Below are 24,210 nucleotides of genomic sequence, written 5' to 3' on the forward strand. Positions count from 1 at the left end.
TGATCACAGATCGGAGAACCACGCATGCTCGTAGCCGTGACGGGCGGAACCGGATATCTCGGCGCGCATACGGTGCGCGCATTGATCCAGGCCGGTCACGAGGTGAAGCTGTTGGCCGCCCCCACCGACCCCACCGCCGTCCTCGACCGGCTACGAGCGCTCGGTCCCGTGACGGTATTGACCGGTGACGTGAGGTCCGCCGCGACCGTCGAGGAACTTCTCGCCGGAGCCGACGCCCTATTGCACGCCGCCGGCGTCGTGGGCACCGACGAACGCCGCGCGCAGTTGATGTGGGACGTCAATGCCTATGCGACGGAGGCGATCCTGACCCGCGCGGTCGCCCTCGCGCTCGACCCGGTGGTGTTGGTCAGCAGCTACAGCGCGCTGTTCCCGCCGCCCGACGGCGTCATTTCGCCCGACTCGCCCACGGCGTGCGGCCGCAGCGCGTACGCGAAGACCAAGGGTTACGCCGACCGGGTCGCCCGGCGGTTGCAGGAGACCGGCGCGCCCGTCGTGGTGACATACCCCTCGAGCGTCGTGGGACCGGCCTTCGGCACCGCCCCCGGCGTCACCGAACAAGGGTGGGCGCCGATCGTGCGGTGGGCGGTGGCACCGAAGGTGCGCGGCGGCATGCAGATGGTCGACGTGCGAGACGTCGCCGACGTGCATGCGCGGATCATGCGGGCCGGCCGCGGCCCGCGCCGCTACGTGTGCGGGGGGCAGCTGCTCACCTTCGACGAGATGATCGACGCGCTCGAAGAGGGGCTGGGCCGGCGGGTGCGGCGCGTGCGGCTATCGCCGGGCGCGTTGCGCGGCATCGGCCGCCTGGCCGACGTCGCCGGCCGATACATCGCGCTCGGCGACGGCCTCAGTTACGAAGCCGCGCTGCTGCTGACCGCCGCCACCCCCACCGACGACAGCAAGACCGTGGGCGACCTCGGAATCGCGTGGCGATCCCCGAAAGCCGCGATCGTCGAATCATTGCGGGTGCGACGCGGCGACGGCCGTGATCAACAGCTGCGCGATCCGGTTTCGTAGGGTCTCGGAGTCGTCCTCGACGGCGACCGTCGTGACGAACAGCGCGGCCCCCGCCGCCATCGCCAGGGTTGCCCGGGCGTCGACGTCGGCTCGGCGGCGCTTGGCGGACGTCGTCGCCTGCACGTCGTCGGCGAAAAGCTGCACGGCCGGCCCGCTGAACCTTGCCCACAGATCCCGGCGTAAGTCGTCGTTTTCGCCGAGGGCCAACAGCAGACCCGGAACCGCGGCCCGCACGTCGGGCCTGGCGAACAGCTCGTGACTTCCGCGCACCACCCAGTCGATCCAGCCGGTCAGATCGGTACCGGAAAACGGTGCCAGATCAGGGGTTTCACCGAGGATCGCGTGCAGCACCAGTTCCGCCTTAGACGACCAGCGACGGTTCAGACTGGATCGCCCGACGCCGGTCCGCACCGCGACGAGGCGCATGCTCAACCCGTCCCACCCGACCTCGACCAACAGGTCACGGGTCACCGACAGCACGCGCTCGTCGATCGAGGTGTCACGCGGCCGCCCGGAGGCCCTGGCGCTGCGGTCGTGGTCGGTCATGACGGCTCAGGGTGCGTCGAGCACCCCGCGCAGCAGGTCGATCAGCGCGAGAGGTTGGTCGCTCTGCACGGAGTGCCCCGAGTTCTCGACCACGTGGGCGCCGCGGAAATGCCTTGCGCGACGGGCGAGTTCGGCCGCGTCATCGTCGCTGACGAAGCCCGAACTGCCACCGCGCACGAGCGTCACGGGTGCGGACAACGCGTCGACGTCGTCCCACAGGCCGGAGAAGTCGGGGAAGGTGCGGATGGCGTCGTAGCGCCACGTCCAGCTGCCGTTGTCGAGCTTGCGGGAGTTGTGGAACACCCCGCGGCGCAGCGCCTTCACCTCGCGGTGCGGCGCGGCGGCGATCGTCAGGTCCAGCATGGCCTGGAAGCTGGGGAACTCCCGTTCGCCGTGCATCAGCGCGACCGTGCCCTGCTGCTCCTTGGTCATCTCGGAATGGCGTTGCAGCGCCGAGGGGGTGACGTCGATCAGCACGAGTTCCTTGACCAGCTCGGGTGCCACCGCGCCCAGCCGGATCGCGGTCAGCCCGCCGAGCGACATGCCCACGACGAGGTCGGCCGACGGTGCGTGCTGGCGCAGGAGCGGCAGTAAGGTGTCGGCGTTGAGCCGCGGCGAATAGTCGCCGTCCTCGCGCCAGGCGGAGTGGCCGTGGCCGGGAAGGTCGACCGCCAGCGCGGGCTCACCGAGGCCGACGATGACCGTGTCCCAGGTGTGCGCGTTCTGTCCGCCGCCGTGGATGAACACGATGCGCGGCGGAGCGCCGCCCCAGCGCAGCGCGCTGATCTTGCCCTCACCGGTGCCCGATTCGACGCGCTCGACGTCGGGCAGCGGGCCGGACACCCCGGCCTGCTCGGCGTTTTCATGCAACAGCGCGAATTCAGGTAGCTCCGCCAGCTCGTCCTCAGATACGTCGGTCACGATCATTGACCCTAGACCGCTCTAGAGGACATAGCGGCGGCGAATGCCGCGGAAGCGTTCCCACATCTGGGCGGCGCGTTCTTCGGCGCTCACCATGGCGGTTCCTTCGGGGAGCGCGCCAGGCAGCGCGTCATACTTGACCACCCGGGTGTCCAGCGCGGCGGGTTGGCCCTCGAGCATGTGCCGATAGGTCAGGTTGCCGCGTTCGAAGCCCTGGGTGTCCAGCCAGTTGTGCACGCCGGGATCACGGTGAGCCATCACCAGCCGGATGCGTCCGTCGCGGTCGACCCTGGTGCGGCTCGGCGTGTAGCTCACCGGGCGGTACACGTAGTCCATGCTGTTGAAGAAGACGCCCATGTTGGTGAACATCCACAACCCGTCGTGGGCGTCGAACTCGACGATCAGCGCCTCGTCGGCGGCCAGCTCCCAATACATGTTGGTGGCGGCTCGGCCGCGCTTGGTGTCGGCGTCGGTCGCCCCGACGCCGGGAAACCTGTTCGGGTGGTCGGCGTCGACGCCGCCGTATTGGGACGGGAACTCGGGCCAATCCGACATCAGGCCGGTGACGAAATCGCCGGCCCACCGCATCGCCTCGACCATGTCGGCGGGCGTGGGCAGCGGTTTGGGGCCGGCCATGTCGACGCGCTCGATGCGTAGCTGCGCGGGGAGCTCGTCCCAGCGGTCAAACCCTTGGCGGATGAACAGCTTTCGTGAGTCGGGCGTGGTGGGCAGCCAGTTCGGCCCGCGCTCCGGACCGCCGATGTAGAGCTCGAACGCCCCGTCTTCGCCGGTGCGGAGCTGATGGCCGAGCAGGTTGGCTTCCGGTGTGTCACCGAAGGGTTCGTGCAGCACGCTGGGCCCGGGGGTGCGTCGGCCCTGCACGGTGACGTTGAAGAATCGCGCGGTGCCGCGGGTGCCGGTGAGCCGGTAGGTCGAGTGCCCGTCGATCCAGGCCTGTTGATAGGTGAAGTCGGCGCAGTCACCGCCGAGCTTGCGGGTGGGGCCGCTGAAGGTGTGCAGCGCGGGGTAGCCGGTGTCGCGAGTTTCGAGGGCCAGGTCGAAGGCCTGGCCGAGGTTTTGGGTGAGGAACCGGTAGGCGTCGACGCGATGACTGCCCGACGTGGGGTTGGGGTCCTTGAAGACGCGCTCGCCGGCGCGCCGCAGCCGCTCGCAGAATTCGGTCCAGGCTTCCTGGAGGGCCGCGTCGTCCGGACCGTCACCGAAGGCCATGCTCACGCCCCCAGCCTGGCCAGCATCGCGCCGACGACATCGCATGCGCGCCGGGACGATTCGAGCCTGCCCTCGCGGTCGATGCGGGGCCCGATGAGCTCCAGGTCGAAGCCGTGGTTGTAACCGCCGGCGAGCACCCGGGCCACGAACGTTTCGATGGGGATGGCGCCGTCGCCGGGGACCGCACGGTTCGGCAGCGCCCGGTCGCCGAGCACGTAGTCGCTCAGCTGGATGAGCGCCGTGCGCGGTAGCGCCCGTTGCACCTGGGCATCGAAATCGCCTTCGGCCCAGCAGTGAAACACGTCGATGCACACCTGTAGGTCGCACATCTCCGCCAGGGCGACGGTGTCTCGCAGGGTGTGGGCGAGGTGGATGTCGGCGTACAGGCTGGACGCGTTCTCGATCGCCAGCGCCACTCCGGCGGCCTTCGCGCGCGCGGCGCACGGCGCGACCATCTCGCAGAAGCGCTCGGCACCCTGGTTCCAGGTCAGGTCTCCGCGTCCGCCGGTGAGCATGTAGACCGTGTGCGCGCCCACCTCGGCCGCCGCGTCGATGACGGCGGACAGCGCATCCCGGGCGGCGTGGGCGTCGGAGGTCAGGCTGCCCTCGGCGAAGAGGTGGTACACCGCCTCCACGGTATAGTCGTTGTGCCGCACCAGGTTTGACAACTCCGGGTCGAGCAGCTGGCCGTCCAGGATGCTCAACCGGGATACGCCGAGCGTCGCCCAGTGCTCGTGCAGCTCGGCCAGCGAAGCGCCGTAGAAGGTGACGTTGTGGACGGACAGCCGTTGGTGTGCGCCTGTCATGTCAGCCACGGTTTTCGATCGCGACGCCGAACCGGTCGCGGAAGGGCTTGAATTCGGCGTGCAGGGCGTCGAGGTCTTCTCCGATGTCGGTGAGCAGTTGCGTGGAGTAGTGGAATTTGCCGTAGCGGTCGCCGCGATTGTCGGCCAGGTACGCGCGCATCGCCGCCTCCGCCTCGGCGGTCAGTTCGCGACCGCAGAACGTGTAGTAACGCCGCACGGCGCCAACGTGATCGGTGATGAAGTCGGCGTAGCGGAGGTGCAGGATGCGGGGATCATCGACCAGCGGGTTGCTCATGGTGTTGGCGACGCCGGCGCGCGTCAACTCCAGATGCATCTTGGCCAAGGCGTGCAGGTCGACGGTGCCGACCATGCCTTCGGCGATGTCGGCCATCATCATGGTGCGTGAGGCGGCGACCTGCACGGGGTCGCGGTGCAACCAGACCATCCGCGCGTCGGGATAGGTGTCGAACAGCTCCTTGAGCCGGAATCCGTGAAAGCCCTTCAGCACCCAATACTTTCGCGGCCTGCGGTATTGCAGCTGTTGCAGCATGGCCTTGTGTAGCCGGTACTGTGCGGCCGGGTCGGTGGCCAGGCCGCCGACCAGTGACTGCATGGGCACCCGCCACCACGCGGTGGGTGTCATGACGCGGAAGTCGAACGCCCAGGTGCGTTCGTCCTCGGGCAGGCCGTCGCCCAGCATGTCGTTGTAGGGATGGCTGCGCAGCCATTTGGGCATCTTCGCGTTGATCTCGCGCCAGTCGGCGTCGGCGCGTGCCCGGCGCTCGTCGCCGGGTCCCGCGAGTCCCGGCGGCGGGGACGGATACATCACCTCCCAGAACCGTAGCGCCCGAGCGCCCGGGTCGACCGACATCAGGGCGTGCATCAGCGTTGTCCCCGAGCGTGGTTCGCCCGTGACGAACATCGGCGAATCGATCACTTCCTCGGCGATCGGGTATCGGTTGCGGTCTTCGATGAGTTCGAGCCGCGAGGTCAGCAGCCATCGACATACCTGCGCGGCTTCGAATCTGCCGTCGGCGTCCAGGCCGAGGCCGTTGAGATGGTCGACGGCGACGGCGAAGCGCTCCGGCAATGTCGGGTCGCCGTAGTCGTGCAGTCCGGTTTCGGCCTCGGCGGCGGCGAGCAACTCTGCGGCGTCCAAAAGCGTTGTCACGACGGGTCTCCGCAGAGCCGCATGAGTTCGTCCTCGGCGGCACGGACGTTCGCCGCCGAGGTCTGCGCGTAGGCCAATCCGGCCATGGCGCCGTAGTCGAGGATCTTGGGTACGCGCAGGCCGGCGTCCACATAGGTCTTGACGATTCTGGCGACCTCTTTCGGTGTCCCGTGGGGCACGACGGACAGCACCATCTCGGGCCGCACCTTGCCCAGGAACTCGACGATGCGGTCCCGGGTGAGCACCGCGGGGTCGATGTCCTGAAAGCCACGCCAACCGTCGCCCATGGGGTGTTCGAAACCGAAGTCGCGCAACGTCTTCGCGGACACCTGCAGCAGAAACGCCTTGACCAGGGGAGCCTGCAGGATCTCGGCGAGGGCCGCGTCGTCCTCGCCGATCAGGCACACCTGGATGAACGACGGTGTGATCGCCATCGGGTCGCGGCCGGCGCGTTCCGCGGATGTCCTCACCGCGGTGAGCATCTCGGCGTAGTGCCCGGGAGTCCAGGCGCCCGCCGGCCACCACCCGTCGGCGTGCCTGCCGGCGATGTCGAGCATCCGCGGGCCGCTGGCGCCGATCCAGATCTGCGGAGGCCGGCCTTCGTAGGGTTCGGTGTCCAGTCGGGCGTGGTGCAGCGAGTAGAACTGGCCGTCGAAATCGACCGGGCCGTCGCTGCGCCAGAGCAGCCGGATCACCGTCAAAGCCTCCTCGAATCGGCTGACCGGACGGGAGAAGTCGAAACCGTAGGGCAGCGTGTTTTCGCTCTCGCCACTGCCCAGGCCGAGGATGAAGCGCCCCTTGGCGAGGTGATCGATGGTCAGCGCCGTCTGCGCGAGCATCACGGGATGGCGGCGCACGGTGTCGACCACGGCGCTGACGATCGGCACCCGCTCGGTCAGCACGGCCGCCGCGGCCGCGACCGCGAGCCCGTCGAGGTGACGGTGCGGCGATGGGGACGCGGTAGCCAGGTCGGTGAACTCGGGAGTCCAGATCGAGTCGGGCCAGAAGCTGACCATATGGTCGGGCAGCCAAATCGAGTGGTAGCGGCCGCTGTCGAGTTCGCCGAGCCGCGACAGGTCGAGGGGCAGCGTCGTGCGGAGGAACGCCGCGGGTTGAACGGTCATCGAGAGATGATGCTAAGCACCCGCACAGCGTTGTGTCGATGAATCGGCTATTGCGCCCTCAACCCCGGCCGAGGTACGCCCTCAACCCCGGCCGAAGTACGCCCTCAACCCCGGCCGAACGTCGAGTTGTTGGGCGCCTGCGCGGCGTGTCGCCGCAACAACTCGACGTTCGCGGAGCAAGAAGGGAGCGTTAGCCCGAGATGAACTCTTCGAGCTGGGTGCGCGCGATGTCGTCGGGCAGCTGCTGCGGCGGGCTCTTCATCAGGTAGGCCGACGCCGGGATCACCGGGCCGCCGATGCCGCGGTCCTTGGCGATCTTGGCGGCGCGCACCGCGTCGATGATGACGCCGGCGGAGTTCGGCGAGTCCCAGACCTCGAGCTTGTACTCCAGGTTCAGCGGCACGTCACCGAAGGCCCGGCCCTCGAGCCGGACGTAGGCCCACTTGCGGTCGTCGAGCCAGCCGACGTGATCGGACGGGCCGATGTGCACGTCCTTGGTCTTGAACTCGCGCTGCAGGTTGGAGGTCACGGCCTGCGTCTTGGAGATCTTCTTGGACTCCAGCCGCTCGCGCTCGAGCATGTTGAGGAAGTCCATGTTGCCGCCGACGTTGAGCTGCATGGTGCGGTCCAGCTGCACGCCGCGGTCCTCGAACAGCTTGGCCATCACGCGGTGGGTGATGGTCGCGCCGACCTGGCTCTTGATGTCGTCGCCCACGATCGGCACACCCGCGTCGGCGAACTTCTTGGCCCACACCGGGTCCGACGCGATGAACACCGGCAGCGCGTTGACGAATGCCACGCCGGCGTCGATGGCGCACTGGGCGTAGAACTTGTCGGCCTCCTCCGAGCCCACCGGCAGGTAGGACACCAGCACGTCGACGTTGGCCTCGCGCAGCGCCTTGACCACGTCGACGGGGTCGGCATCGGACACCTCGATGGTGTCGGCGTAGTACTTGCCGATGCCGTCGAGCGTCGGGCCGCGCTGCACCGTCACGTTGGTGGGCGGCACGTCGGCGATCTTGATGGTGTTGTTCTCCGAGGCGAAGATGGCCTCGGACAGGTCGAACCCGACCTTCTTGGCGTCCACGTCGAACGCGGCGACGAACTTCACGTCGCGCACGTGGTACTGGCCGAACTTCACGTGCATCAAGCCGGGCACGGTACTGTTCTCGTCGGCGTCGTAGTAGTACTGCACGCCCTGAACCAGCGAAGACGCGCAGTTACCGACGCCGACAATGGCGACTCGTACCTCCGTCGACGCAAGCGGCGCGTTCTGCTCACTCATATGGGCGTTCTCCTAACCTCTGACCTCTGACTGGATGCTGGGTTCGTGCGGGGGATTATGTTTGCTCGGAGAGGCCGGGCATAGCCCGCTCCGCAGCAATGAGCTCGTTGAGCCACTTGACTTCGCGCTCACTGGACTCGAGCCCCAATTGATGAAGCTGGCGGGTGTAGCGGTCGAACGAGCTACTGGCCCGCGCCACGGCTTCACGCAGACCCTCCCGCCGTTCCTCGACCTGACGGCGGCGGCCTTCCAGAATGCGCATCCGCGCCTCTGCCGGAGTCCGGTTGAAGAAGGCCAGGTGTACCCCGAAGCCGTCGTCGGTGTAGTTGTGCGGACCGGTGTCGGCCACCAGCTCACCGAAACGCCGACGGCCCTCGTCGGTCAACTGGTAAACGCGCCGGGCCCGCCGGACAGGCGTCCCGGCCGGCGCGGCGTCCTCGGCGATCAACCCTTCGGCCTGCATGCGACGCAGGGCCGGGTAGAGCGAACCGTACGAAAACGCCCGGAACGCGCCGAGTAAACCGGTCAACCGTTTGCGCAACTCGTAGCCGTGCATGGGCGACTCGATGAGGAGACCCAGGATGGCAAGCTCCAGCATCGATTCACCCCCTCACAAGACGGTTTGCATGGCTAGTTACGACGGTCCGACGCCTCGCGCAATCGTATCGTCCCGATATATTAGCCACAACACCACGCGGTGTTGGTTTGCAGTTCGTCACAGCCCACCGGGGGTCGAGTTACGCCGGGGGGACGGGGCGTTACGTGGGCAAACTCATCTGTTTGACGGTGCCGTCACCGCCGAATGCGATGTAGCCGCCGCCGTAGTCACTGGAGACATAGAGCGACAGTGTCAGCGCCCCGGGTGTGGTCGGGTCTTTTGCCGGCTCGACGATCAGGTACGTCGATTTCACGTCGGACGGCTTCATGCGCAGGGTCTGCGGGGCGCCGCGCATGATGCCCACCGCCGCGTTGACGTCGAATTTGCTCAGGTCGACCGGCGCCGGACCGTCCGAGGAACTCTTGGCCGAGCTGGTCGGATCGCCCCATCCGCCCCGGTAGGTGTAAGCAAGGATTCGCCGGTCGTCGGAGGGGTCCGGGCGGTCCAACGCCGCATACGTCGGGTAGATCACCAGCCGGTAGCCCATGGTGTCGCCGAACCGTTTGCGCATCTGCTCGAGCAATCCCGTGAGCCCGCCGACCGAGTGCAGTTGCGTCGGCGGCGTCAGGACCACGGCGGCGACGCCGTCGGGCTTCGCTCCCGGGTCCGTGGTGAAGTCCAGCGGCGAGCGGGTGTTGCCGTAGAGGCCCCATCCGATGCCCATGCCCAGCAGGACCGAGACGACGAAGGCGGCGGCCGGTGCGCCCCACCCGGCCAGCCGCGGCCGCCGGGGCCGCGAGTCGAGGGCGGTCAGTTCCCGCCCGGTGTTGGACTGCAGATCGCGCACCAGAGCCTGCAGGTCGCCCAGCGTCACCGCCTTGGTGGCCGCGCTGACCCTTTCCCGATGCTCCTCGGCGGAGACTTCGCCGTCGCTCAGCGCGTTGTCGAGGATCGTGCAGGTGTCCTGACGGTCGCTGTCCCTGGCGCGGGTGGTCGCCGTTAACCCGCCGGCCAGCGGTGTCCCGAGCCATTTCGCCACGGGATGATCGTAGAAGTCCGGCTCGCGTTGGGCGCAGAAACCGACACCGAGCACCGCGGCAGGGCCGCCACAGTTTTGGTTGCGTATCACTGGTCGGGATGGCGTCGTACTCTGGTGGGCGTGCGACTGCAGCGACAAGTGGTGGATTACGCGCTTCGGCGGCGCTCACTGCTGGCCCAGGTGTATTCGGGCCGGACGGGCGTGTCCGAGGTGTGTGACGCGAACCCGTATCTGCTGCGCGCCGCCAAGTTTCACGGGAAAACGAGCCAGGTCATGTGCCCGATCTGCCGCAAGGAGCAGCTGACCCTGGTCTCGTGGGTGTTCGGCGAACACCTGGGCCCGGTCTCGGGCTCGGCGCGGACCGCCGAGGAGTTGGTGATGCTGGCCACCCGCTTCGAGGAGTTCGCGGTCCACGTGGTGGAGGTGTGCCGCACGTGCAGCTGGAACCACCTCGTCAAGTCATACGTGCTCGGCGCCGCGCGCCCGGCATCTCCTCCCAGGGGCAGCGGGCGCTCGCGGGCGGCGCGCAACGGCGCCCGCACGGCCACTGAATGAGCTCGAATGACGAAGGACGGCACAGCCAGTCGTCCGGTGACCAACGTGGGCCAGGGGCCGAGCGGGTGGGCAACCGCGACAACGACGACCGTCCGCAGGATCCCGGACAGCGCAATGCGCCGCGACCGTCCAACCGCCGCCGGCAGGGGCCGCCCGACGATCGCCTGACCACGATCCTGCCGGCGGTCAGAGACGACCAGGCGCCGCGGCGCTCCGACCCGATCGACGAAGTCAAAGCCGCCTTGGCCGGCCCGCCGTCGACGCCGTTGCGCCGTGACGCGATCGACGAGGTCAAGGCCGCCTTGGACGGCCGCGGGCCGGCGTCGGGCCGGCAGCAGCGCGCCGGCTCCGGAGGTCGCCCACCCGGCGGACCGCCGCCGCGGCCTGGCCGGCCCGGCGGATCCGACGGACCCGGCAGGCGGGCGGCCGGGCCGTGGCGCGACTGGGCCTGGACCCAGCAGATCAACTGGCTGTGGGTGCGCCGCGCCGCCTACCTGTGTGCGGCCGTGCTGGTGCTGTTACCGATCGTCACCTTCGCGATGGCGTACTTCATCGTCGACATTCCCAAGCCGGGGGACCTTCGCACCAACCAGGTGTCGACCATCCTGGCCAGCGACGGCTCGGAGATCGCCAAAATCATTCCGCCGGAAGGCAATCGAGTCGACGTCAACCTCAACCAAGTGCCCGTGCACGTCCGCCAGGCGGTGATCGCCGCCGAAGACCGCAACTTCTATTCCAACCCCGGCTTCGACTTCAGCGGCTTCGCGCGGGCGGTGAACAACAACCTCTTCGGCAGCGGGGACCTACAGGGTGGATCGACGATCACCCAGCAATACGTGAAGAACGCCCTCGTCGGGTCGGCGCAGCACGGCATCAGCGGCCTGATGCGCAAGGCCAAGGAATTGGTCATCGCCACCAAGATGTCGGGGGAGTGGTCCAAAGACGAAGTGCTGCAGTCCTATCTGAACATCATCTACTTCGGGCGCGGCGCGTACGGCATCTCCGCGGCATCGAAGGCCTACTTCGACAAGCCGGTCGAGCAGCTCACCGTATCGGAGGGGGCACTGCTGGCGGCCCTCATTCGGCGGCCCTCCACCCTGGACCCGGCCGTCGACCCCAAGGGCGCCCTGGCGCGGTGGAACTGGGTGCTCGACGGCATGGTGGAGACCAAGGCGCTGTCGTCGAACGACCGTGCCGCGCAGGTGTTCCCGCAGACCGTGCCGCCCGATCAGGCGCGCGCACAGAACCAGACGACCGGGCCCAACGGGCTCATCGAGCGCCAGGTGACCCGAGAACTGATGGATCTGTTCAACATCGACGAACGGACGCTGAACACCCAGGGGCTTCAGGTCACCACCACCATCGACCCCAAGGCCCAGCAGGCCGCCGAGAAGGCCGTGTCGAAATACCTCGACGGCCAAGACCCCGACATGCGCACGGCGGTGGTGTCGGTCGATCCGCACGACGGCTCCATCCGCGCCTACTACGGCGGCAGCGACGCCAACGGCTTCGACTTCGCTCAGGCCGGATTGCAGACCGGTTCCTCGTTCAAGGTGTTCTGCCTGATCGCCGCGCTCGAGCAGGGGATCGGCCTGGGTTATCAGGTGGACAGTTCGCCGTTGACCGTCGACGGCATCAAGATCACGAACGTCGAGGGCGAAAGCTGCGGGACGTGCAACATCGCCCAGGCGCTCAAGCAATCGTTGAACACCTCGTACTACCGGCTGATGCTCAAGCTCAAGGGCGGACCGCAGGCCGTGGCCGACGCCGCGCACCGGGCCGGCGTCGCGACCAGCTTCCCCGGCGTCCCCCACACCCTGTCCGAGGACGGCAAGGGTGGACCACCGAACAACGGAATCGTGCTGGGCCAGTATCAAACCCGGGTGATCGACATGGCCTCGGCGTATGCCACGCTGGCCGCCTCCGGCGTCTATCATCGGCCGCATTTCGTGCAGAAGGTGGTCAATTCCGACGGCCAGGTGCTGTTCGATGCGAGCAAGTCCGAGGACAACGGCGAGCAGCGCATCCCCAAGGCCGTCGCCGACAACGTCACCGCCGCCATGGCACCGATCGCCAGCTACTCGCGCGGCCACGCCCTCGCCGGCGGCAGGCCATCGGCGGCCAAGACCGGCACCACGCAGCTGGGTGACACCAACTCGGACAAGGACGCCTGGATGGTCGGCTACACGCCGTCGCTGTCGACGGCCGTGTGGCTGGGCACCGCCAAAGGCGACGAACCGCTCGTAACGGCCTCGGGCGCACCGGTTTACGGGTCGGGGCTGCCATCGGATATCTGGAAGGCCACCATGGACGGCGCGCTCAAGGGCACCTCCAACGAATCCTTCCCCAAGCCGACCGAGATCGGCGGCTACGCGGGCGTGCCGGCGCCGCCGCCCCCGCCGAAGCCGCCGGCCGAAACCGTCATTCAGCCCACCATCGAAGTGGCGCCGGGCATCACCATCCCGGTCGGCCCGCCCACCACGATCACGCTCGCGCCACCGCCGCCCGGCGGCGGCCCGCCGGGCGCTCCGGAGCCGGGCGGCGGTGTCCCGCCGGGTGGGCCCCAAGCGCCGCCCCCGCCGCCGTGACCGGGGACGCGGAACACGGAGCCACCATTTCACCGCGGCCGTTGGCCGCGGACCTACGCAGCGCCGACAACCGAGACTGCCCGAGCCGCACCGACTTTCTGGGCGCCGCGCTCGCCGACGTCGTCGGGGGTCCCGTCGGCCGGCACGCGCTGATCGGCCGCGCTCGGTTGATGACGCCGCTGCGGGTGATGTTCCTGATCGGGTTGGTCTTTTTGGCGCTCGGCTGGTCGACCAAGGCGGCCTGCCTGCAAAGCACCGGCACCGGCACCGGCGATCAGCGCGTGGCCAATTGGGACAACCAGCGCGCCTACTACGAGCTGTGCTATTCCGACACGGTGCCGCTCTACGGCGCGGAGTTGTTGAGCCAGGGCAAATTTCCGTACAAGTCGAGCTGGATCGAGACCGACTCCACCGGCGCCCAGCAGATCCGCTACGACGGCCGGCCCGCGGTGCGGTACATGGAGTATCCCGTGCTGACGGGGATGTACCAGTACGTGTCGATGGCGCTGGCCAAGACCTACACGGCGCTGAGCAAGCTGGTCCCGCTTCCGGTGGTCGCCGAGGTCGTGATGTTCTTCAACGTCTCGGCGTTCGGACTCGCGCTGGCCTGGCTGGCCACCGTCTGGGCGTCCGCGGGCCTGGCCGGGCGGCGGGTCTGGGATGCGGCCCTGGTGGCGGCGTCGCCGGTGCTGATCTTTCAGATCTTCACCAACTTCGACGCGCTGGCAACGGGTTTCGCGATGGCCGGATTGCTGGCCTGGGCGCGGCGCAGGCCGATGCTGGCCGGTGTGCTGATCGGGTTGGGGGCGGCGGCAAAGCTGTACCCGTTGCTGTTCCTGGGTCCCATGCTGCTGCTGGGAATCCGGACCGGGCGGCTGCGGGCGTGGGGCCGCACCGCGGCGGCGGCCGTGGTGACCTGGCTGCTGGTGAACCTGCCCGTGCTGGTGTTCTTTCCGCGCGGATGGTCGGAGTTCTTCCGGCTCAATACGCGACGCGGCGACGACATGGACTCGTTGTACAACGTCGTGAAGTCGTTCACCGGCTGGCGGGGTTTCGATCCCAAGCTGGGTTTCTGGCAACCGCCGACGGTGTTGAACACGGTCGTCGCGGTGTTGTTCGTGACGTGTTGTGCGGCAATCGCATTCATCATCCTGACCGCTCCGCGGCGACCGCGGGTGGCGCAGGTCGTGTTCTTGGTGGTGGCTGCTTTCCTGCTGACCAACAAGGTGTGGAGTCCGCAGTTCTCGCTGTGGCTGGTGCCGCTGGCGGTGCTGGCTCTGCCGCATCGACGGGTGCTGCTGGCGTGGATGACCATCGACGCGCTGGTGTGGGTGCCGCGGATGTATTACCTGTACGGCAATCCCAATCGTTCGCTGCCCGAGCAGTTCTTCACCACCACGGTGCTGTTGCGTGACGTCGCGGTCATCGCGTTGTGCGCGCTGGTGATCCGCCAGATCTACCGGCCCGACGAGGATTTGGTGCGCTGGGGCGGACGGGTGGACGACCCGGCGGGCGGGCCGTTCGACCGCGCACCCGACGCCCCGCCGGGCTGGCTGCCGGACTGGCTGCGGCCGGTGGGCTCACGCCGCGCGAGCGCCCCCGTGCCCGAGGACGCCGACGAACAACCGGCACTGGCGCCATGACATGACCCAGGTCGCCATCCCGATCTTTCCGCGCTTCACCGCTCTGGACGCGGTGGGGCCCTACGACGTGCTGCAACGCATTCCGTCGATCGAGGTCGTGTTCGTCGGGCACCGCCGCGGTGAGGTGCGGACCGACAACGGAATGCTCGGCGTCACCTGCGACGCCACTTTCGATGAGGTGAGCGCCCCGGAAGTGGTGGTGTTTCCCGGCGGCATCGGTACCCGCCAACTGATCCACGACGAGGCCATCCGGGACTGGCTGCGGGCGGTGCATCCGAACACCAGGTTCACCACCTCGGTCTGCACCGGCTCATTGCTGTTGGCTGCGGCCGGACTGCTCGAGGGGCTGACCGCCACCACCCACTGGGGCGCCGCCGACCTGCTCAACAATTTGGGCGCGCGCTACGTGCCCGAGCGGGTCGTCGAGCACCTGCCGCAGCGGATCATCACCGCGGCCGGGGTGTCCAGCGGCATCGACATGGCGTTGCGGCTGGTGGAGTTGCTCGTCGACCGCCAGGCCGCGCAGGCCGCTCAGCTGCTCATCGAATACGACCCGCAGCCGCCATTCGATTCCGGTGCGCTCGCCAAGGCCGATCCGGCGACGCTGGCCAGGGTCAAGGAATACATGGCCGCCCGGCGGTAGCGGGGTTGCGCCGTCGCGCGGATTTTCTGGTCAGCCCGGTATCCGGTAGCCTGGGGCGGTTGCCGACGCAGGCGACCCTCCTGCCACGGATCGACCGTGGCCGCTTGAGACCAGAGGAGGTGGTGAGGTTTCCATGCGTCCATACGAAATCATGGTCATTCTTGACCCCACGCTCGACGAGCGCACCGTTGCCCCGTCCTTGGAGACGTTCCTGAACGTCGTCCGCAAGGATGGCGGATCCGTCGACAAGGTCGACATCTGGGGCCGGCGCCGGCTGGCCTACGAGATCGCCAAGCACGCCGAAGGCATCTACGTCGTCGTCGACCTGAAAGCCGAGCCCGCGACGGTGTCCGAGCTCGACCGCCAGCTGAGCCTCAACGAGTCGGTACTGCGCACCAAGGTGATGCGCACCGACAAGCACTAACAATCGTGGCCGCGCCGTGGACCCACGGCGGGGCGCACCTGCGTAGGCTCAGCGAGGACACGCTCATGACATCCACTACCGGAGCGGCGAGCAACAGCGTGGAACGAGGAGGAAACTGTGGCTGGTGACACCACTATCACCGTCGTCGGAAACCTGACCGCAGACCCAGAACTGCGGTTCACTCCGTCGGGTGCCGCCGTCGCGAATTTCACGGTGGCGTCGACGCCTCGGATCTATGACCGCCAGAGCGGGGAGTGGAAGGACGGCGAGGCGCTGTTCCTGCGATGCAACATCTGGCGGGAAGCCGCCGAGAACGTCGCCGAAAGCCTCACCCGCGGCTCCCGTGTGATCGTCACGGGCCGGCTCAAGCAGCGTTCGTTCGAGACCCGCGAAGGTGAGAAGCGCACCGTCGTCGAGGTCGAGGTCGACGAGATCGGCCCCTCGCTGCGCTATGCCACGGCCAAGGTCAACAAGGCCTCGCGCAGTGGCGGTGGCGGCGGCGGCTTCGGCGGTGGTGGCGGCGGTGGATCCCGCCAGCAGGCGGCGCCCGCGACCAGCGCACCGGCCGACGACCCGTGGGGCAGCGCGCCGGCATCGGGCTCGTTCGGCGGCGGCGACGACGAACCGCCCTTCTAAGAACTTCAGCAGTAGAAAAGGGAAAGAAAGACAGACATGGCCAAGTCCAACAAGCGGCGCCCGGCTCCGGAAAAGCCGGTCAAGGCGCGGAAGTGTGTCTTCTGCGCCAAGAAGGATCAAGCGATCGACTACAAGGACACCGCGCTGCTGCGCACCTACATCAGTGAGCGCGGCAAGATCCGTGCGCGTCGCGTCACCGGCAACTGTGTGCAGCACCAACGCGACATCGCCATCGCGGTGAAGAATGCCCGCGAAGTGGCGCTGCTGCCCTTCACCTCCTCGGCGCGGTAGGCGTCGAAGGCCAACTGAAAGTTACGAACGATGAAGCTGATTCTGACGGCTGACGTCGACCACCTCGGTACCGTCGGCGACACTGTCGAGGTCAAGGATGGCTACGGCCGCAACTACCTGCTCCCGCGCGGACTGGCGATCGTGGCCTCGCGCGGCGCGCAGAAGCAGGCCGACGACATCCGCCGGGCCCGCGAAACCAAGGCGGTGCGCGACCTCGGCCACGCCAACGAACTCAAGACGGCGATCGAGGCGCTGGGACCGGTCTCGCTGCCGGTGAAGACCGCGGCGGATTCCGGGAAGCTGTTCGGCTCGGTGACCGCCGGCGACGTCGTCGCCGCGATCAAGAAGGCCGGCGGTCCCAACCTGGACAAACGGATCGTCCGGCTGCCGAAGTCGCACATCAAAGCCCTCGGTACTCACCCGGTGGCGGTGCACCTGCACCCCGAGGTCGACGTCGAGGTCGCGCTCGAAGTGGTCGCGCAGAGCTAAGCACCCGACATTTGCTCATTCCCGGCGGTGGCCTTGATCGGCCGCCGCCGGGCTTTTTGCGCTGCGGGCTTGCGGCCGTTGTTTGCCACGGGTGGTCGCGGACGTGCTCCGTAGCGAACGATTTCTGGGCCGCATCCGAACGGTCCGCGTTACCGGCCCGTAACGCTGGGAAAATATGGCGGAAAGCCAACACGCCCGGGACCGTAACCCGGCCCGACACGCCGTAGAGATTCTTGTCCACATGGTTTTCATGGCGTTGTATGGCCGGTATCTGCACCTATGTCCTGGCCCTTTGCTTTAATCCACAGGTTCTCCACACCCCGCTCAACACAGGTGTCGATGTATATGCACACACGATGCACAGCTTCATGAACAGCACCCCTTTTACCTAGTAGCCAGCAACGTCTAACGTCGTCCCGGCGCCGAGCGTGTGGGCGCTCTGAGGCGAAGGTGTCAGGACCTTGACCTACCCTCAATGTCGGTTGTCGAATGTATGTTCGGATGAGTGGAGCGCGGGAGAAGGGAATCCATGGCGGTCGTCGATGATCTGACGTCGGGCATGGATGCGTCGTCGCCGAGCGAGGACTTCGGGCGTCAGCCACCGCAGGACATGGCGGCGGAGCAGGCGGTGTTGGGCGGCATGCTGCTGAGCAAGGACGCCATCGCCGACGTGCTCGAGCGGCTGCGGCCCGGCGACTTCTACCGCCCCGCGCACCAGAACGTCTACGACGCGATCCTGGACCTGTACGGGCGCGGTGAGCCGGCCGACGCCGTCACGGTCGCCGCGGAATTGGACCGCCGCAACCTGCTGCGCCGGATCGGCGGCGCGCCGTATCTGCACACGCTGATCTCGACGGTGCCCACCGCGGCCAACGCGGGCTACTACGCGACCATCGTCGCCGAGAAGGCGCTACTGCGGCGCCTGGTCGAGGCCGGCACCCGCGTGGTGCAGTACGGCTACGCGGGCGCCGAGGGTGCCGATGTGGCCGAGGTGGTCGACCGCGCGCAGGCCGAGATCTACGAGGTGGCCGACCGGCGGACGACGGAGGATTTCGTTCCGCTCGAGGATCTGCTGCAGCCGACGATGGACGAGATCGACGCCATCGCGTCCAACGGCGGCGTGGCGCGCGGCGTGCCAACGGGTTTCACCGAACTCGACGAGGTGACCAACGGTCTGCACGCCGGGCAGATGATCATCGTGGCGGCCAGGCCTGGAGTCGGGAAATCGACGCTAGGACTAGATTTTTTACGCTCGTGTTCAATTAAGCACCGCATGGCCAGCGTCATCTTCTCGCTGGAGATGAGCAAGTCCGAGATCGTCATGCGGTTGCTGTCGGCGGAGGCGAAAATCAAACTCGCCGACATGCGTTCGGGCCGGATGAGTGACGAAGACTGGACGCGGCTGGCGCGGCGGATGAGCGAAATCAGTGAGGCGCCACTGTATATCGACGATTCGCCGAACCTGACGATGATGGAGATCCGCGCCAAGGCGCGCCGGTTGCGGCAGAAGGCCGACCTGCGCCTGGTGGTGGTCGACTACCTGCAGCTGATGTCGTCGGGTAAGAAGGTGGAGTCGCGGCAGCTCGAGGTGTCCGAATTCTCCCGTCAGCTGAAGCTTTTGGCCAAGGAGCTCGAGGTTCCCGTGGTCGCAATCAGCCAGCTCAACCGCGGACCCGAGCAGCGCACCGACAAGAAGCCGATGCTGTCCGACCTTCGTGAGTCGGGATCGCTGGAACAGGATGCGGACATGGTGATTCTGTTGAACCGCCCGGACGCATTCGAAAGGGACGATCCGCGCGGGGGAGAGGCGGATTTCATTCTCGCCAAACACCGTAACGGCCCGACCAAGACGGTGACCGTCGCGCACCAGCTGCATCTGTCGCGCTTCGCCAACATGGCGCGGTGACGTCCGACTGTCGCGATGCAGTGGTGATTGACGACCGTGTACTGATTGTTTGCCGACATTGTCGGGCCGCCAATCTTTTTCGTACTCGTAGTGGCCACCAAAACCAGCGGCCGCGAACGGCGGTGCCTGGTTAGGTGACACCGCTGAGGATGGGCCCGGTGGCGTCCGGGTCGGCGCTCACCGCGGCTGGTGTTCGCGGCGAAGACGGCGCCGTATTCACGGGCCTCGAGTAGACCCTGCGCGGCCACCAGAACCAGCGTCCGAGCAGCGCGGCGATCGAGGGCACCAAGAAGGACCGGACCACCAGGGTGTCGAGCAGTAGGCCGATCATGATCGTGCTGCCGACCTGTCCGATAGTGCGCAGATCGCTGACCAGCATGCCGCCCATGGTGAATGCGAACACCAGCCCTGCGGTGGTCACGACTCCGCCGGTACCGCCCATCGACCGGATGATCCCGGTCTTCAAGCCGGCGTGGATCTCCTCCTGCATCCGCGAGACCAGCAGCAGGTTGTAGTCGGATCCGACGGCCAACATGACGATCACCGCCATGGGAACCACGATCCAGTTCAGTGGCATGTGCAGCAGGTGCTGCCAAATCAGCACGGACAGGCCCATCGCGGAAGCGATGGAACCCGCCACGGTTCCGACGATCACGGCCGAGGCGGCCAGGGCACGGGTGATACCGAGCATGACTATGAAGATCAGGCCCATTGCCGCGGTCACCGAGACCGTCAGATCCAGCGTCGACGCCTCGTGGACGTCTTTATATGTGGCCGCGGTGCCGCCGAGATAGATGTTGGCGCTCTCCAGCGGTGTTCCCTTGGTGGCCTCGGTGGCGGCCTGCTTGATCTGGTCAATGTGCGAAATGCCTTGCGGGCTCGCCGGATCGCCTTTGTGGGTGATCACGTATTTCGCCGCCTTGCCGTCGGGGGACACGAACAGGTTGAGCCCGCGCTGGAAGTCCGCATTATCGAATGCTTCTGGCGGCAGGTAGAACATGTCGTCGTTTTTGGAGTCGTCGAACGCCCGGCCCATGATGGTTGAGTTCTGCGACATCTCATCGAGCTGATCGGTCAGGTCGCTAAACGAGCTGTAGATCGTCAGCAGCAAGCCCTGCACCGTTTTCAGGGTCGCGATCAGCGGGGGCAGTTGCGCCGCCAACTTCGGTACCAGTGTGTCGAGGCGGTCCAGGTCGACGTTGGTGATGCCCTGCAGGTCGTCGCTGAGCTTGTCGACACCGTCGGTGGCGTCGAACAGCGAGCGCAGCGACCAGCAGATCGGGATGTCGAAACAGTGCTGCTCCCAGTAGAAATAGCTGCGAAGCGGTCGCCAGAAGTCGTCGAAATCGGCGAGGTGATCGCGCAGCTCCTGGGTGGTGTCCAGGATTTGGTGACCCCTGCCATCCAAGTCGTGGGTGACATCGCTGAGCTGAGTCGTCAACCCGTAGATGGTCTGGGTGAGGTTGATGACCACGCTCAGCTGATCACTGGTTTTCAGCAGGTCACCCATGCGGTCCTTGAGGTGGTGCAGATTCTGGATCGTGATTGCGTTTTGGGCGCTGATCTGAAATGGCACCGAGCTGTGATCGACCGTCGAGCCCAGTGGACGCGTAATACCCTGTACCCGAGCGATTCCCGGCAGATGGAAGGTGAGCTTGGCGACCCGGTCCAACACCAGCATGTCGGTGGGGTTACGCATGTCGTGGTCGGCTTCGACCATGAGGATCTCGGGCCCCATCCGCGCCTCGGGGAAATGCCGGTCCGAGGCGCGGTAGCCCACGGAAGACGGTGCGTCGGTGGGTAGGTAGTAGCGGTCGTTGTAGTTGGGAACGTAAGCGGGCAGGGCCACCAGACCGATCACCGTTACCAGCACGGCACCGACCAGGATCGGTCCCGGCCATCGCACCACGGCCACCCCCACCCGCCGCCAACCGCGGGTCTTGACCTTGCGTTTGGGATCGAAGACCCCGAACCGGGTAGCTATGGTGATCACCGCGGGCGCCAGCGTTAGGGAGGCGGCGATCGTCACCAGCAGGGCGATCGAACACGGCGCACCGAGGCTGTGGAAGTACGGCAGGTGGGTGAAGCTCATGCAGAACATCGCGCCCGCGACCGTTAGACCCGACCCCAAGACGACGTGGGCGGTTCCCTTGTACATGGTGTAGAAGGCGTCGATCCGGTCTTGCCCGTGCGAGCGGGCCTCCTGATATCGACCGACCAGGAAAATGGTGTAGTCGGCCGCCGCGGCGAGCACCAGGCTCACAACGAGATTCACCGCGAACGTGGACAGGCCGATAACGCCGTGGTGACCGAGTACGGCCACAGCACCGCGAGCGGCGGCGAGCTCGGTAAGAACCGTGAGCAGCATGCCCAGCATGGTCGCTACGGAGCGGTAGACAATGAGCAGCATGGCCCCGATGATCACGACGGTGACGACGGTGATCGTCTGCATGCTGCGATTGGTGTATTCCATGCGCTCTGTGGCCAACGGTCCGGGACCGGTCACGTAGGCCTTGATCCCCGGTGGCGCGGGCACGCTTGCCACGATCTTGTTGACCGCGGCGACCGAGTTGTTGGACTCGGTATCGCCTTGATTACCACGCAGATTCAGCTGAACGTAGGCGCCCTTGGCATCGCTGCTCTGCGCCCCCGCCGCGGTCAGCCGATCTCCCCAGAAGTTCTCGACGTGCTCGACATGCTCGGTGTCGTGCGACAGCTTGGCCACGATCTGGTCGTAATACCGATGTGCCGCGTCACCGAGTTTGTCTTGTGCCTCGATCACGACCATCGCTGTGGTGTCCGAGTCGTACTGCTGAAAGTCCTTGCCAATACGCTTCATCGCGATCAACGACGGTGCGTCTTCGGGTATCAGCTGCACCGAGTGCGCCGCCCCGACCACATCGAGCTGGGGCGCAATGACGTTGAGCGCGGCCGTGATCAACAGCCATCCGATCAAGATCGGGATAGCCAGAATTCGCGTGGCATGCGCGAAGCGGCCGTGCTTTGCCGCCGGATCGATCTCAGCGGAGTGTGCGCCGGTCATGCCGACTTCATGATGCAGTGGGTCTGGGCACGGTGGCCGTCGAAGACCCGTTGGTCACGAACTTCACCGTTGACGGTGATGCGGCACCCGATACTGTCGGCCTCGCCCTGGGCGACCACCGTCGCGATCACCGCGGTGTCGGTGGTGACGATCTCGTAGCTCCATGGCACCGTAGCCGTTGCAACCCTCTGCGGTTGGGCGTGCTCGTCGAGGTAGTCGACCTGGACGACGGTGCCGGCGGGCCCCCAGACGTCGTAAAGCACGTGCTTGGGATTGAACTGCACGAGCGTGTCCACACCGTTGGCTCCGCCGGCCGAAACCGACTGTCTGCCAAAAACACCGTGCAGCCGCACCACAGCAAACGATGCAATCGCGATCACCAAGACCATCACCAGCGGAACCCACGCCCGCTTCACCAGAGCCATCGCGCTCCCAACTGGAACCGTTGTCGACGTACCTTTTCTGAGCAGCGGCCGGCTGGAGACATAGAGCTCCATCATGCGGACGCAGTCGCCGACGGTCCTGAACCCGTAGTCGCGCGCTTCCCCTGGAGGGCCGCGTCGGTGTCCGCGATGGCCAGCATCCTGTTGATGTCTGCGCCGGCCAGTGCGCCGGCCGCCGCGGAGGCCCCGACCTGGGCGACCAGATCGGTGGCGTTGCCGGCCACCCACACACCCGGCACCTCGGTGGTGCCGGCCATGCCGGAGGCAAAACCGCGGCCCATGTTCGGCAGGTCCTGCACCGGCAGGCCCAGACCTTCCAGGCCCTGGGTGCGGGCCTGCATCTGCGGGGCGACCGCGAGGACGCGCCGGGCCACGACCTGGCCGTCGGCCAGGCGCACCCCGGCGAGGGCACCGTCCTCGTCGTTGACGACCTCGGTGACCGGGGTGTTGATGACGCGGATGCCGCGGGCGGCAAAGCGGGCGCGGCTGTCCTCGTCCAGGTCAGTGCCGTGGGTGAAGTAGATCAGGTCCTCGGTCAGCTGACGGAACAGAAACGCGTGGCCGATGGAAACCGGGCCGGTGGCGAGGATGCCGATGGGCTCATCGCGCACCTCCCAGCCGTGGCAGTACGGGCAGTGCACCACAGTGTGCCCCCAGTGCTCGGCGAGCCCGGGCACCTCCGGCAGCACATCCGTAAGGCCGGTGGCTACCAGGATGCGGCGAGCGGTGATGCTGCGGCCGTCGGCCAGGGTGACGGTGAACCGCAGGTCCCCGTCCGCCGACGGGGCGGCAGACTCGGCCGAGACCACCTCGCCGTGGACGACGCGTCCGCCGTACTGGCGCACCTGCTCCCGGCCCCGCCGAAGGATCTCGGGCGGCGGGGTGCCGTCCAAGACGATGAAGCCGTGCACGGCCTTCGCGGGCGCGTTGCGCGGGGAGCCGCTGTCGATCACGACGACCGAGCGGCGGGAGCGGGCGAGGATCAGCGCACCGTTCAGCCCCGCGGCGCCCCCGCCGATCACCACCGCGTCGACCGTCCCGTCGTCCAGTGCGTCGCTCGCGTACGGAGAAGTCGTCACATCCATGGCCTCCTGCCTTTCCTTAGTCAGAACATAACCATTCAATATCGGAACGTCAACGTTCTATTCCGGGGCAGGCTACGATCACATCGTGTCCGTCTCGACGAAGCAACTCTCGGGTGTGCAAGCGCGCACCAGAGCCGCGATCCTCGCTGCTACGGCCTCTGCGCTGGCAGCGAACCGGACGGCCACCATGCCGGAGATCGCCACCGTGGCCGGGGTCGGTCGCACCACGCTGCACCGGTACTTCGCCGACCGCGAGACGCTGATCTACGAGGCGACCCTGGACTCGATCCGCGTGCTCAGTGAAGCGGTGGACGAGGCCGCCCTTGACGACGGACCCGCAATCGACGCGATGCGGCGATTCATCACCGCAGGCGTCTCAATAGGTGAACGGCTGGTCTTCCTCTTCGGTGACCCGGCGGTGCTCCGCGATATCCCCCCGGCCCAGTCCCCGAATGAGGAGTTGGTGATCAAACTGATCACGCGGGGACAGGACGAAGGCGTGTTCGACTCTGACCTCAATCCGACCTGGATTTGGCACGCGCTCTACGGATTGATCCTGCAAGGCTGTGAGCAAGCCATGGCCGGTGCACTGCCTCGGCACACCGTCGCGCCACTGATTATCCGGACCTTCGAGCGCGGCATCTGCCCGGTTCCCTAGCACAACAGGTGCGATCAGGACCGCACTCATTTCCGGGGATCGCGTCGC

General features: G+C 67.0%; 23 protein-coding genes. 11 read left to right on the top strand and 12 right to left on the bottom strand.

Annotation, left to right across the window (positions count from 1 at the left end):
• Window positions 1–24: 24 nt before the first annotated feature.
• Window positions 25–1,038 (top strand): NAD-dependent epimerase/dehydratase family protein, encoded by a 1,014-nt coding sequence (locus tag OCU_RS25290; RefSeq protein ID WP_009954175.1) that lies wholly within the window; start codon window positions 25–27, stop codon window positions 1,036–1,038.
• Here OCU_RS25290 and OCU_RS25295 read toward each other — a convergent pair.
• The 9 genes from OCU_RS25295 to OCU_RS25335 form a co-directional block, all read right to left on the bottom strand.
• The gene (locus OCU_RS25295; RefSeq protein ID WP_009954176.1) at window positions 979–1,584 is read right to left on the bottom strand and encodes a TetR/AcrR family transcriptional regulator; all 606 of its coding nucleotides are present in this window, start codon (window positions 1,582–1,584) and stop codon (window positions 979–981) included. The genes OCU_RS25290 and OCU_RS25295 overlap by 60 nt on opposite strands.
• Before the next feature lie 6 nt (window positions 1,585–1,590).
• Window positions 1,591–2,511 carry an alpha/beta fold hydrolase gene (locus OCU_RS25300; RefSeq protein ID WP_014378770.1) on the bottom strand — a complete coding sequence of 307 codons (921 nt, stop codon included), beginning with the start codon at window positions 2,509–2,511 and terminating at the stop codon, window positions 1,591–1,593.
• A gap of 15 nt (window positions 2,512–2,526) precedes the next feature.
• On the bottom strand, window positions 2,527–3,735 hold the full coding sequence (locus tag OCU_RS25305) for a DUF1214 domain-containing protein (protein WP_009954178.1): 1,209 nt from the start codon (window positions 3,733–3,735) through the stop codon (window positions 2,527–2,529).
• 2 nt (window positions 3,736–3,737) lie between these two features.
• On the bottom strand, window positions 3,738–4,541 hold the full coding sequence (locus OCU_RS25310; RefSeq protein ID WP_014378771.1) for a sugar phosphate isomerase/epimerase family protein: 804 nt from the start codon (window positions 4,539–4,541) through the stop codon (window positions 3,738–3,740).
• Window position 4,542: 1 nt separating this feature from the next.
• Entirely contained in the window at window positions 4,543–5,712 is a 1,170-nt protein-coding gene (locus OCU_RS25315) for a sulfotransferase family protein (RefSeq protein WP_014378772.1), read from the bottom strand.
• On the bottom strand, window positions 5,709–6,836 hold the full coding sequence (locus OCU_RS25320; RefSeq protein ID WP_009954182.1) for an LLM class flavin-dependent oxidoreductase: 1,128 nt from the start codon (window positions 6,834–6,836) through the stop codon (window positions 5,709–5,711). The genes OCU_RS25315 and OCU_RS25320 overlap by 4 nt, the downstream gene beginning before the upstream one ends.
• 190 nt (window positions 6,837–7,026) lie before the next feature.
• Window positions 7,027–8,121, bottom strand: a complete 1,095-nt coding sequence (locus tag OCU_RS25325; protein WP_008262662.1) for an inositol-3-phosphate synthase — start codon at window positions 8,119–8,121, stop codon at window positions 7,027–7,029.
• A gap of 55 nt (window positions 8,122–8,176) precedes the next feature.
• Window positions 8,177–8,719, bottom strand: a complete 543-nt coding sequence (locus OCU_RS25330; RefSeq protein ID WP_003874738.1) for a PadR family transcriptional regulator — start codon at window positions 8,717–8,719, stop codon at window positions 8,177–8,179.
• Between the two features lie 160 nt (window positions 8,720–8,879).
• Window positions 8,880–9,758 carry a DUF1707 SHOCT-like domain-containing protein gene (locus tag OCU_RS25335; protein WP_009954186.1) on the bottom strand — a complete coding sequence of 293 codons (879 nt, stop codon included), beginning with the start codon at window positions 9,756–9,758 and terminating at the stop codon, window positions 8,880–8,882.
• 120 nt (window positions 9,759–9,878) lie between these two features.
• Here OCU_RS25335 and OCU_RS25340 point away from each other — a divergent pair, with 120 nt between their 5' ends.
• The 9 genes from OCU_RS25340 (at window position 9,879) to dnaB (ending at window position 18,933) form a co-directional block, all read left to right on the top strand.
• Entirely contained in the window at window positions 9,879–10,313 is a 435-nt protein-coding gene (locus OCU_RS25340; protein WP_036396835.1) for a DUF5318 family protein, read from the top strand.
• Window positions 10,310–12,901 (top strand): transglycosylase domain-containing protein, encoded by a 2,592-nt coding sequence (locus tag OCU_RS25345; RefSeq protein WP_136245353.1) that lies wholly within the window; start codon window positions 10,310–10,312, stop codon window positions 12,899–12,901. Before OCU_RS25340 ends, OCU_RS25345 begins: the two co-directional genes overlap by 4 nt.
• The gene (locus tag OCU_RS25350; protein WP_014378776.1) at window positions 12,898–14,544 is read left to right on the top strand and encodes a glycosyltransferase family 87 protein; all 1,647 of its coding nucleotides are present in this window, start codon (window positions 12,898–12,900) and stop codon (window positions 14,542–14,544) included. The genes OCU_RS25345 and OCU_RS25350 overlap by 4 nt, the downstream gene beginning before the upstream one ends.
• A 1-nt stretch (window position 14,545) precedes the next feature.
• Window positions 14,546–15,187 (top strand): DJ-1/PfpI family protein, encoded by a 642-nt coding sequence (locus OCU_RS25355; RefSeq protein ID WP_009952125.1) that lies wholly within the window; start codon window positions 14,546–14,548, stop codon window positions 15,185–15,187.
• Between the two features lie 133 nt (window positions 15,188–15,320).
• On the top strand, window positions 15,321–15,611 hold the full coding sequence (gene rpsF / locus OCU_RS25360; protein WP_007771721.1) for a 30S ribosomal protein S6: 291 nt from the start codon (window positions 15,321–15,323) through the stop codon (window positions 15,609–15,611).
• Between the two features lie 117 nt (window positions 15,612–15,728).
• Window positions 15,729–16,247: a single-stranded DNA-binding protein gene (locus OCU_RS25365; RefSeq protein WP_008262692.1), complete on the top strand. Its 519-nt coding sequence runs from the start codon at window positions 15,729–15,731 to the stop codon at window positions 16,245–16,247.
• A 36-nt stretch (window positions 16,248–16,283) separates the two neighbouring features.
• Window positions 16,284–16,538: a 30S ribosomal protein S18 gene (gene rpsR, locus OCU_RS25370; RefSeq protein WP_003874730.1), complete on the top strand. Its 255-nt coding sequence runs from the start codon at window positions 16,284–16,286 to the stop codon at window positions 16,536–16,538.
• 30 nt (window positions 16,539–16,568) lie between these two features.
• The gene (rplI, locus tag OCU_RS25375) at window positions 16,569–17,027 is read left to right on the top strand and encodes a 50S ribosomal protein L9 (protein ID WP_008262694.1); all 459 of its coding nucleotides are present in this window, start codon (window positions 16,569–16,571) and stop codon (window positions 17,025–17,027) included.
• Between the two features lie 529 nt (window positions 17,028–17,556).
• Window positions 17,557–18,933, top strand: coding sequence for a replicative DNA helicase (gene dnaB, locus OCU_RS25380; RefSeq protein WP_009952120.1), 1,377 nt, complete (start codon window positions 17,557–17,559; stop codon window positions 18,931–18,933).
• 130 nt (window positions 18,934–19,063) lie between these two features.
• Here the strand turns inward: dnaB and OCU_RS25385 are convergent, their stop codons facing one another.
• From OCU_RS25385 to OCU_RS25395, 3 genes are all read right to left on the bottom strand, one after another.
• Entirely contained in the window at window positions 19,064–21,976 is a 2,913-nt protein-coding gene (locus tag OCU_RS25385; protein ID WP_014378778.1) for an MMPL/RND family transporter, read from the bottom strand.
• Window positions 21,973–22,401 carry an MmpS family transport accessory protein gene (locus OCU_RS25390; RefSeq protein ID WP_009952118.1) on the bottom strand — a complete coding sequence of 143 codons (429 nt, stop codon included), beginning with the start codon at window positions 22,399–22,401 and terminating at the stop codon, window positions 21,973–21,975. The genes OCU_RS25385 and OCU_RS25390 overlap by 4 nt, the downstream gene beginning before the upstream one ends.
• A gap of 71 nt (window positions 22,402–22,472) precedes the next feature.
• A complete protein-coding gene (locus OCU_RS25395; RefSeq protein WP_009952117.1) occupies window positions 22,473–23,504 on the bottom strand; it encodes an NAD(P)/FAD-dependent oxidoreductase in 1,032 nt (343 codons plus the stop codon).
• A gap of 85 nt (window positions 23,505–23,589) precedes the next feature.
• Here OCU_RS25395 and OCU_RS25400 point away from each other — a divergent pair, with 85 nt between their 5' ends.
• Entirely contained in the window at window positions 23,590–24,162 is a 573-nt protein-coding gene (locus OCU_RS25400) for a TetR/AcrR family transcriptional regulator (protein WP_029383922.1), read from the top strand.
• The last annotated feature ends 48 nt before the right edge of the window (window positions 24,163–24,210 follow it).

The sequence above is a fragment of the Mycobacterium intracellulare ATCC 13950 genome (assembly GCF_000277125.1).
GTDB lineage: Bacteria > Actinomycetota > Actinomycetes > Mycobacteriales > Mycobacteriaceae > Mycobacterium > Mycobacterium intracellulare.

What these genes read in the sequence shown, in the direction of transcription:
- OCU_RS25290 (WP_009954175.1), top strand. Translation starts at nt 25, where the DNA reads ATGCTCGTAGCCGTGACGGGCGGAACCGGATATCTCGGCGCGCATACG.
- OCU_RS25295 (WP_009954176.1), bottom strand. Translation starts at nt 1,584, where the DNA reads ATGACCGACCACGACCGCAGCGCCAGGGCCTCCGGGCGGCCGCGTGAC.
- OCU_RS25300 (WP_014378770.1), bottom strand. Translation starts at nt 2,511, where the DNA reads ATGATCGTGACCGACGTATCTGAGGACGAGCTGGCGGAGCTACCTGAA.
- OCU_RS25305 (WP_009954178.1), bottom strand. Translation starts at nt 3,735, where the DNA reads ATGGCCTTCGGTGACGGTCCGGACGACGCGGCCCTCCAGGAAGCCTGG.
- OCU_RS25310 (WP_014378771.1), bottom strand. Translation starts at nt 4,541, where the DNA reads ATGACAGGCGCACACCAACGGCTGTCCGTCCACAACGTCACCTTCTAC.
- OCU_RS25320 (WP_009954182.1), bottom strand. Translation starts at nt 6,836, where the DNA reads ATGACCGTTCAACCCGCGGCGTTCCTCCGCACGACGCTGCCCCTCGAC.
- OCU_RS25325 (WP_008262662.1), bottom strand. Translation starts at nt 8,121, where the DNA reads ATGAGTGAGCAGAACGCGCCGCTTGCGTCGACGGAGGTACGAGTCGCC.
- OCU_RS25330 (WP_003874738.1), bottom strand. Translation starts at nt 8,719, where the DNA reads ATGCTGGAGCTTGCCATCCTGGGTCTCCTCATCGAGTCGCCCATGCAC.
- OCU_RS25345 (WP_136245353.1), top strand. Translation starts at nt 10,310, where the DNA reads ATGAGCTCGAATGACGAAGGACGGCACAGCCAGTCGTCCGGTGACCAA.
- OCU_RS25355 (WP_009952125.1), top strand. Translation starts at nt 14,546, where the DNA reads ATGACCCAGGTCGCCATCCCGATCTTTCCGCGCTTCACCGCTCTGGAC.
- rpsF (WP_007771721.1), top strand. Translation starts at nt 15,321, where the DNA reads ATGCGTCCATACGAAATCATGGTCATTCTTGACCCCACGCTCGACGAG.
- rpsR (WP_003874730.1), top strand. Translation starts at nt 16,284, where the DNA reads ATGGCCAAGTCCAACAAGCGGCGCCCGGCTCCGGAAAAGCCGGTCAAG.
- rplI (WP_008262694.1), top strand. Translation starts at nt 16,569, where the DNA reads ATGAAGCTGATTCTGACGGCTGACGTCGACCACCTCGGTACCGTCGGC.
- dnaB (WP_009952120.1), top strand. Translation starts at nt 17,557, where the DNA reads ATGGCGGTCGTCGATGATCTGACGTCGGGCATGGATGCGTCGTCGCCG.
- OCU_RS25385 (WP_014378778.1), bottom strand. Translation starts at nt 21,976, where the DNA reads ATGACCGGCGCACACTCCGCTGAGATCGATCCGGCGGCAAAGCACGGC.
- OCU_RS25390 (WP_009952118.1), bottom strand. Translation starts at nt 22,401, where the DNA reads ATGGCTCTGGTGAAGCGGGCGTGGGTTCCGCTGGTGATGGTCTTGGTG.
- OCU_RS25395 (WP_009952117.1), bottom strand. Translation starts at nt 23,504, where the DNA reads ATGGATGTGACGACTTCTCCGTACGCGAGCGACGCACTGGACGACGGG.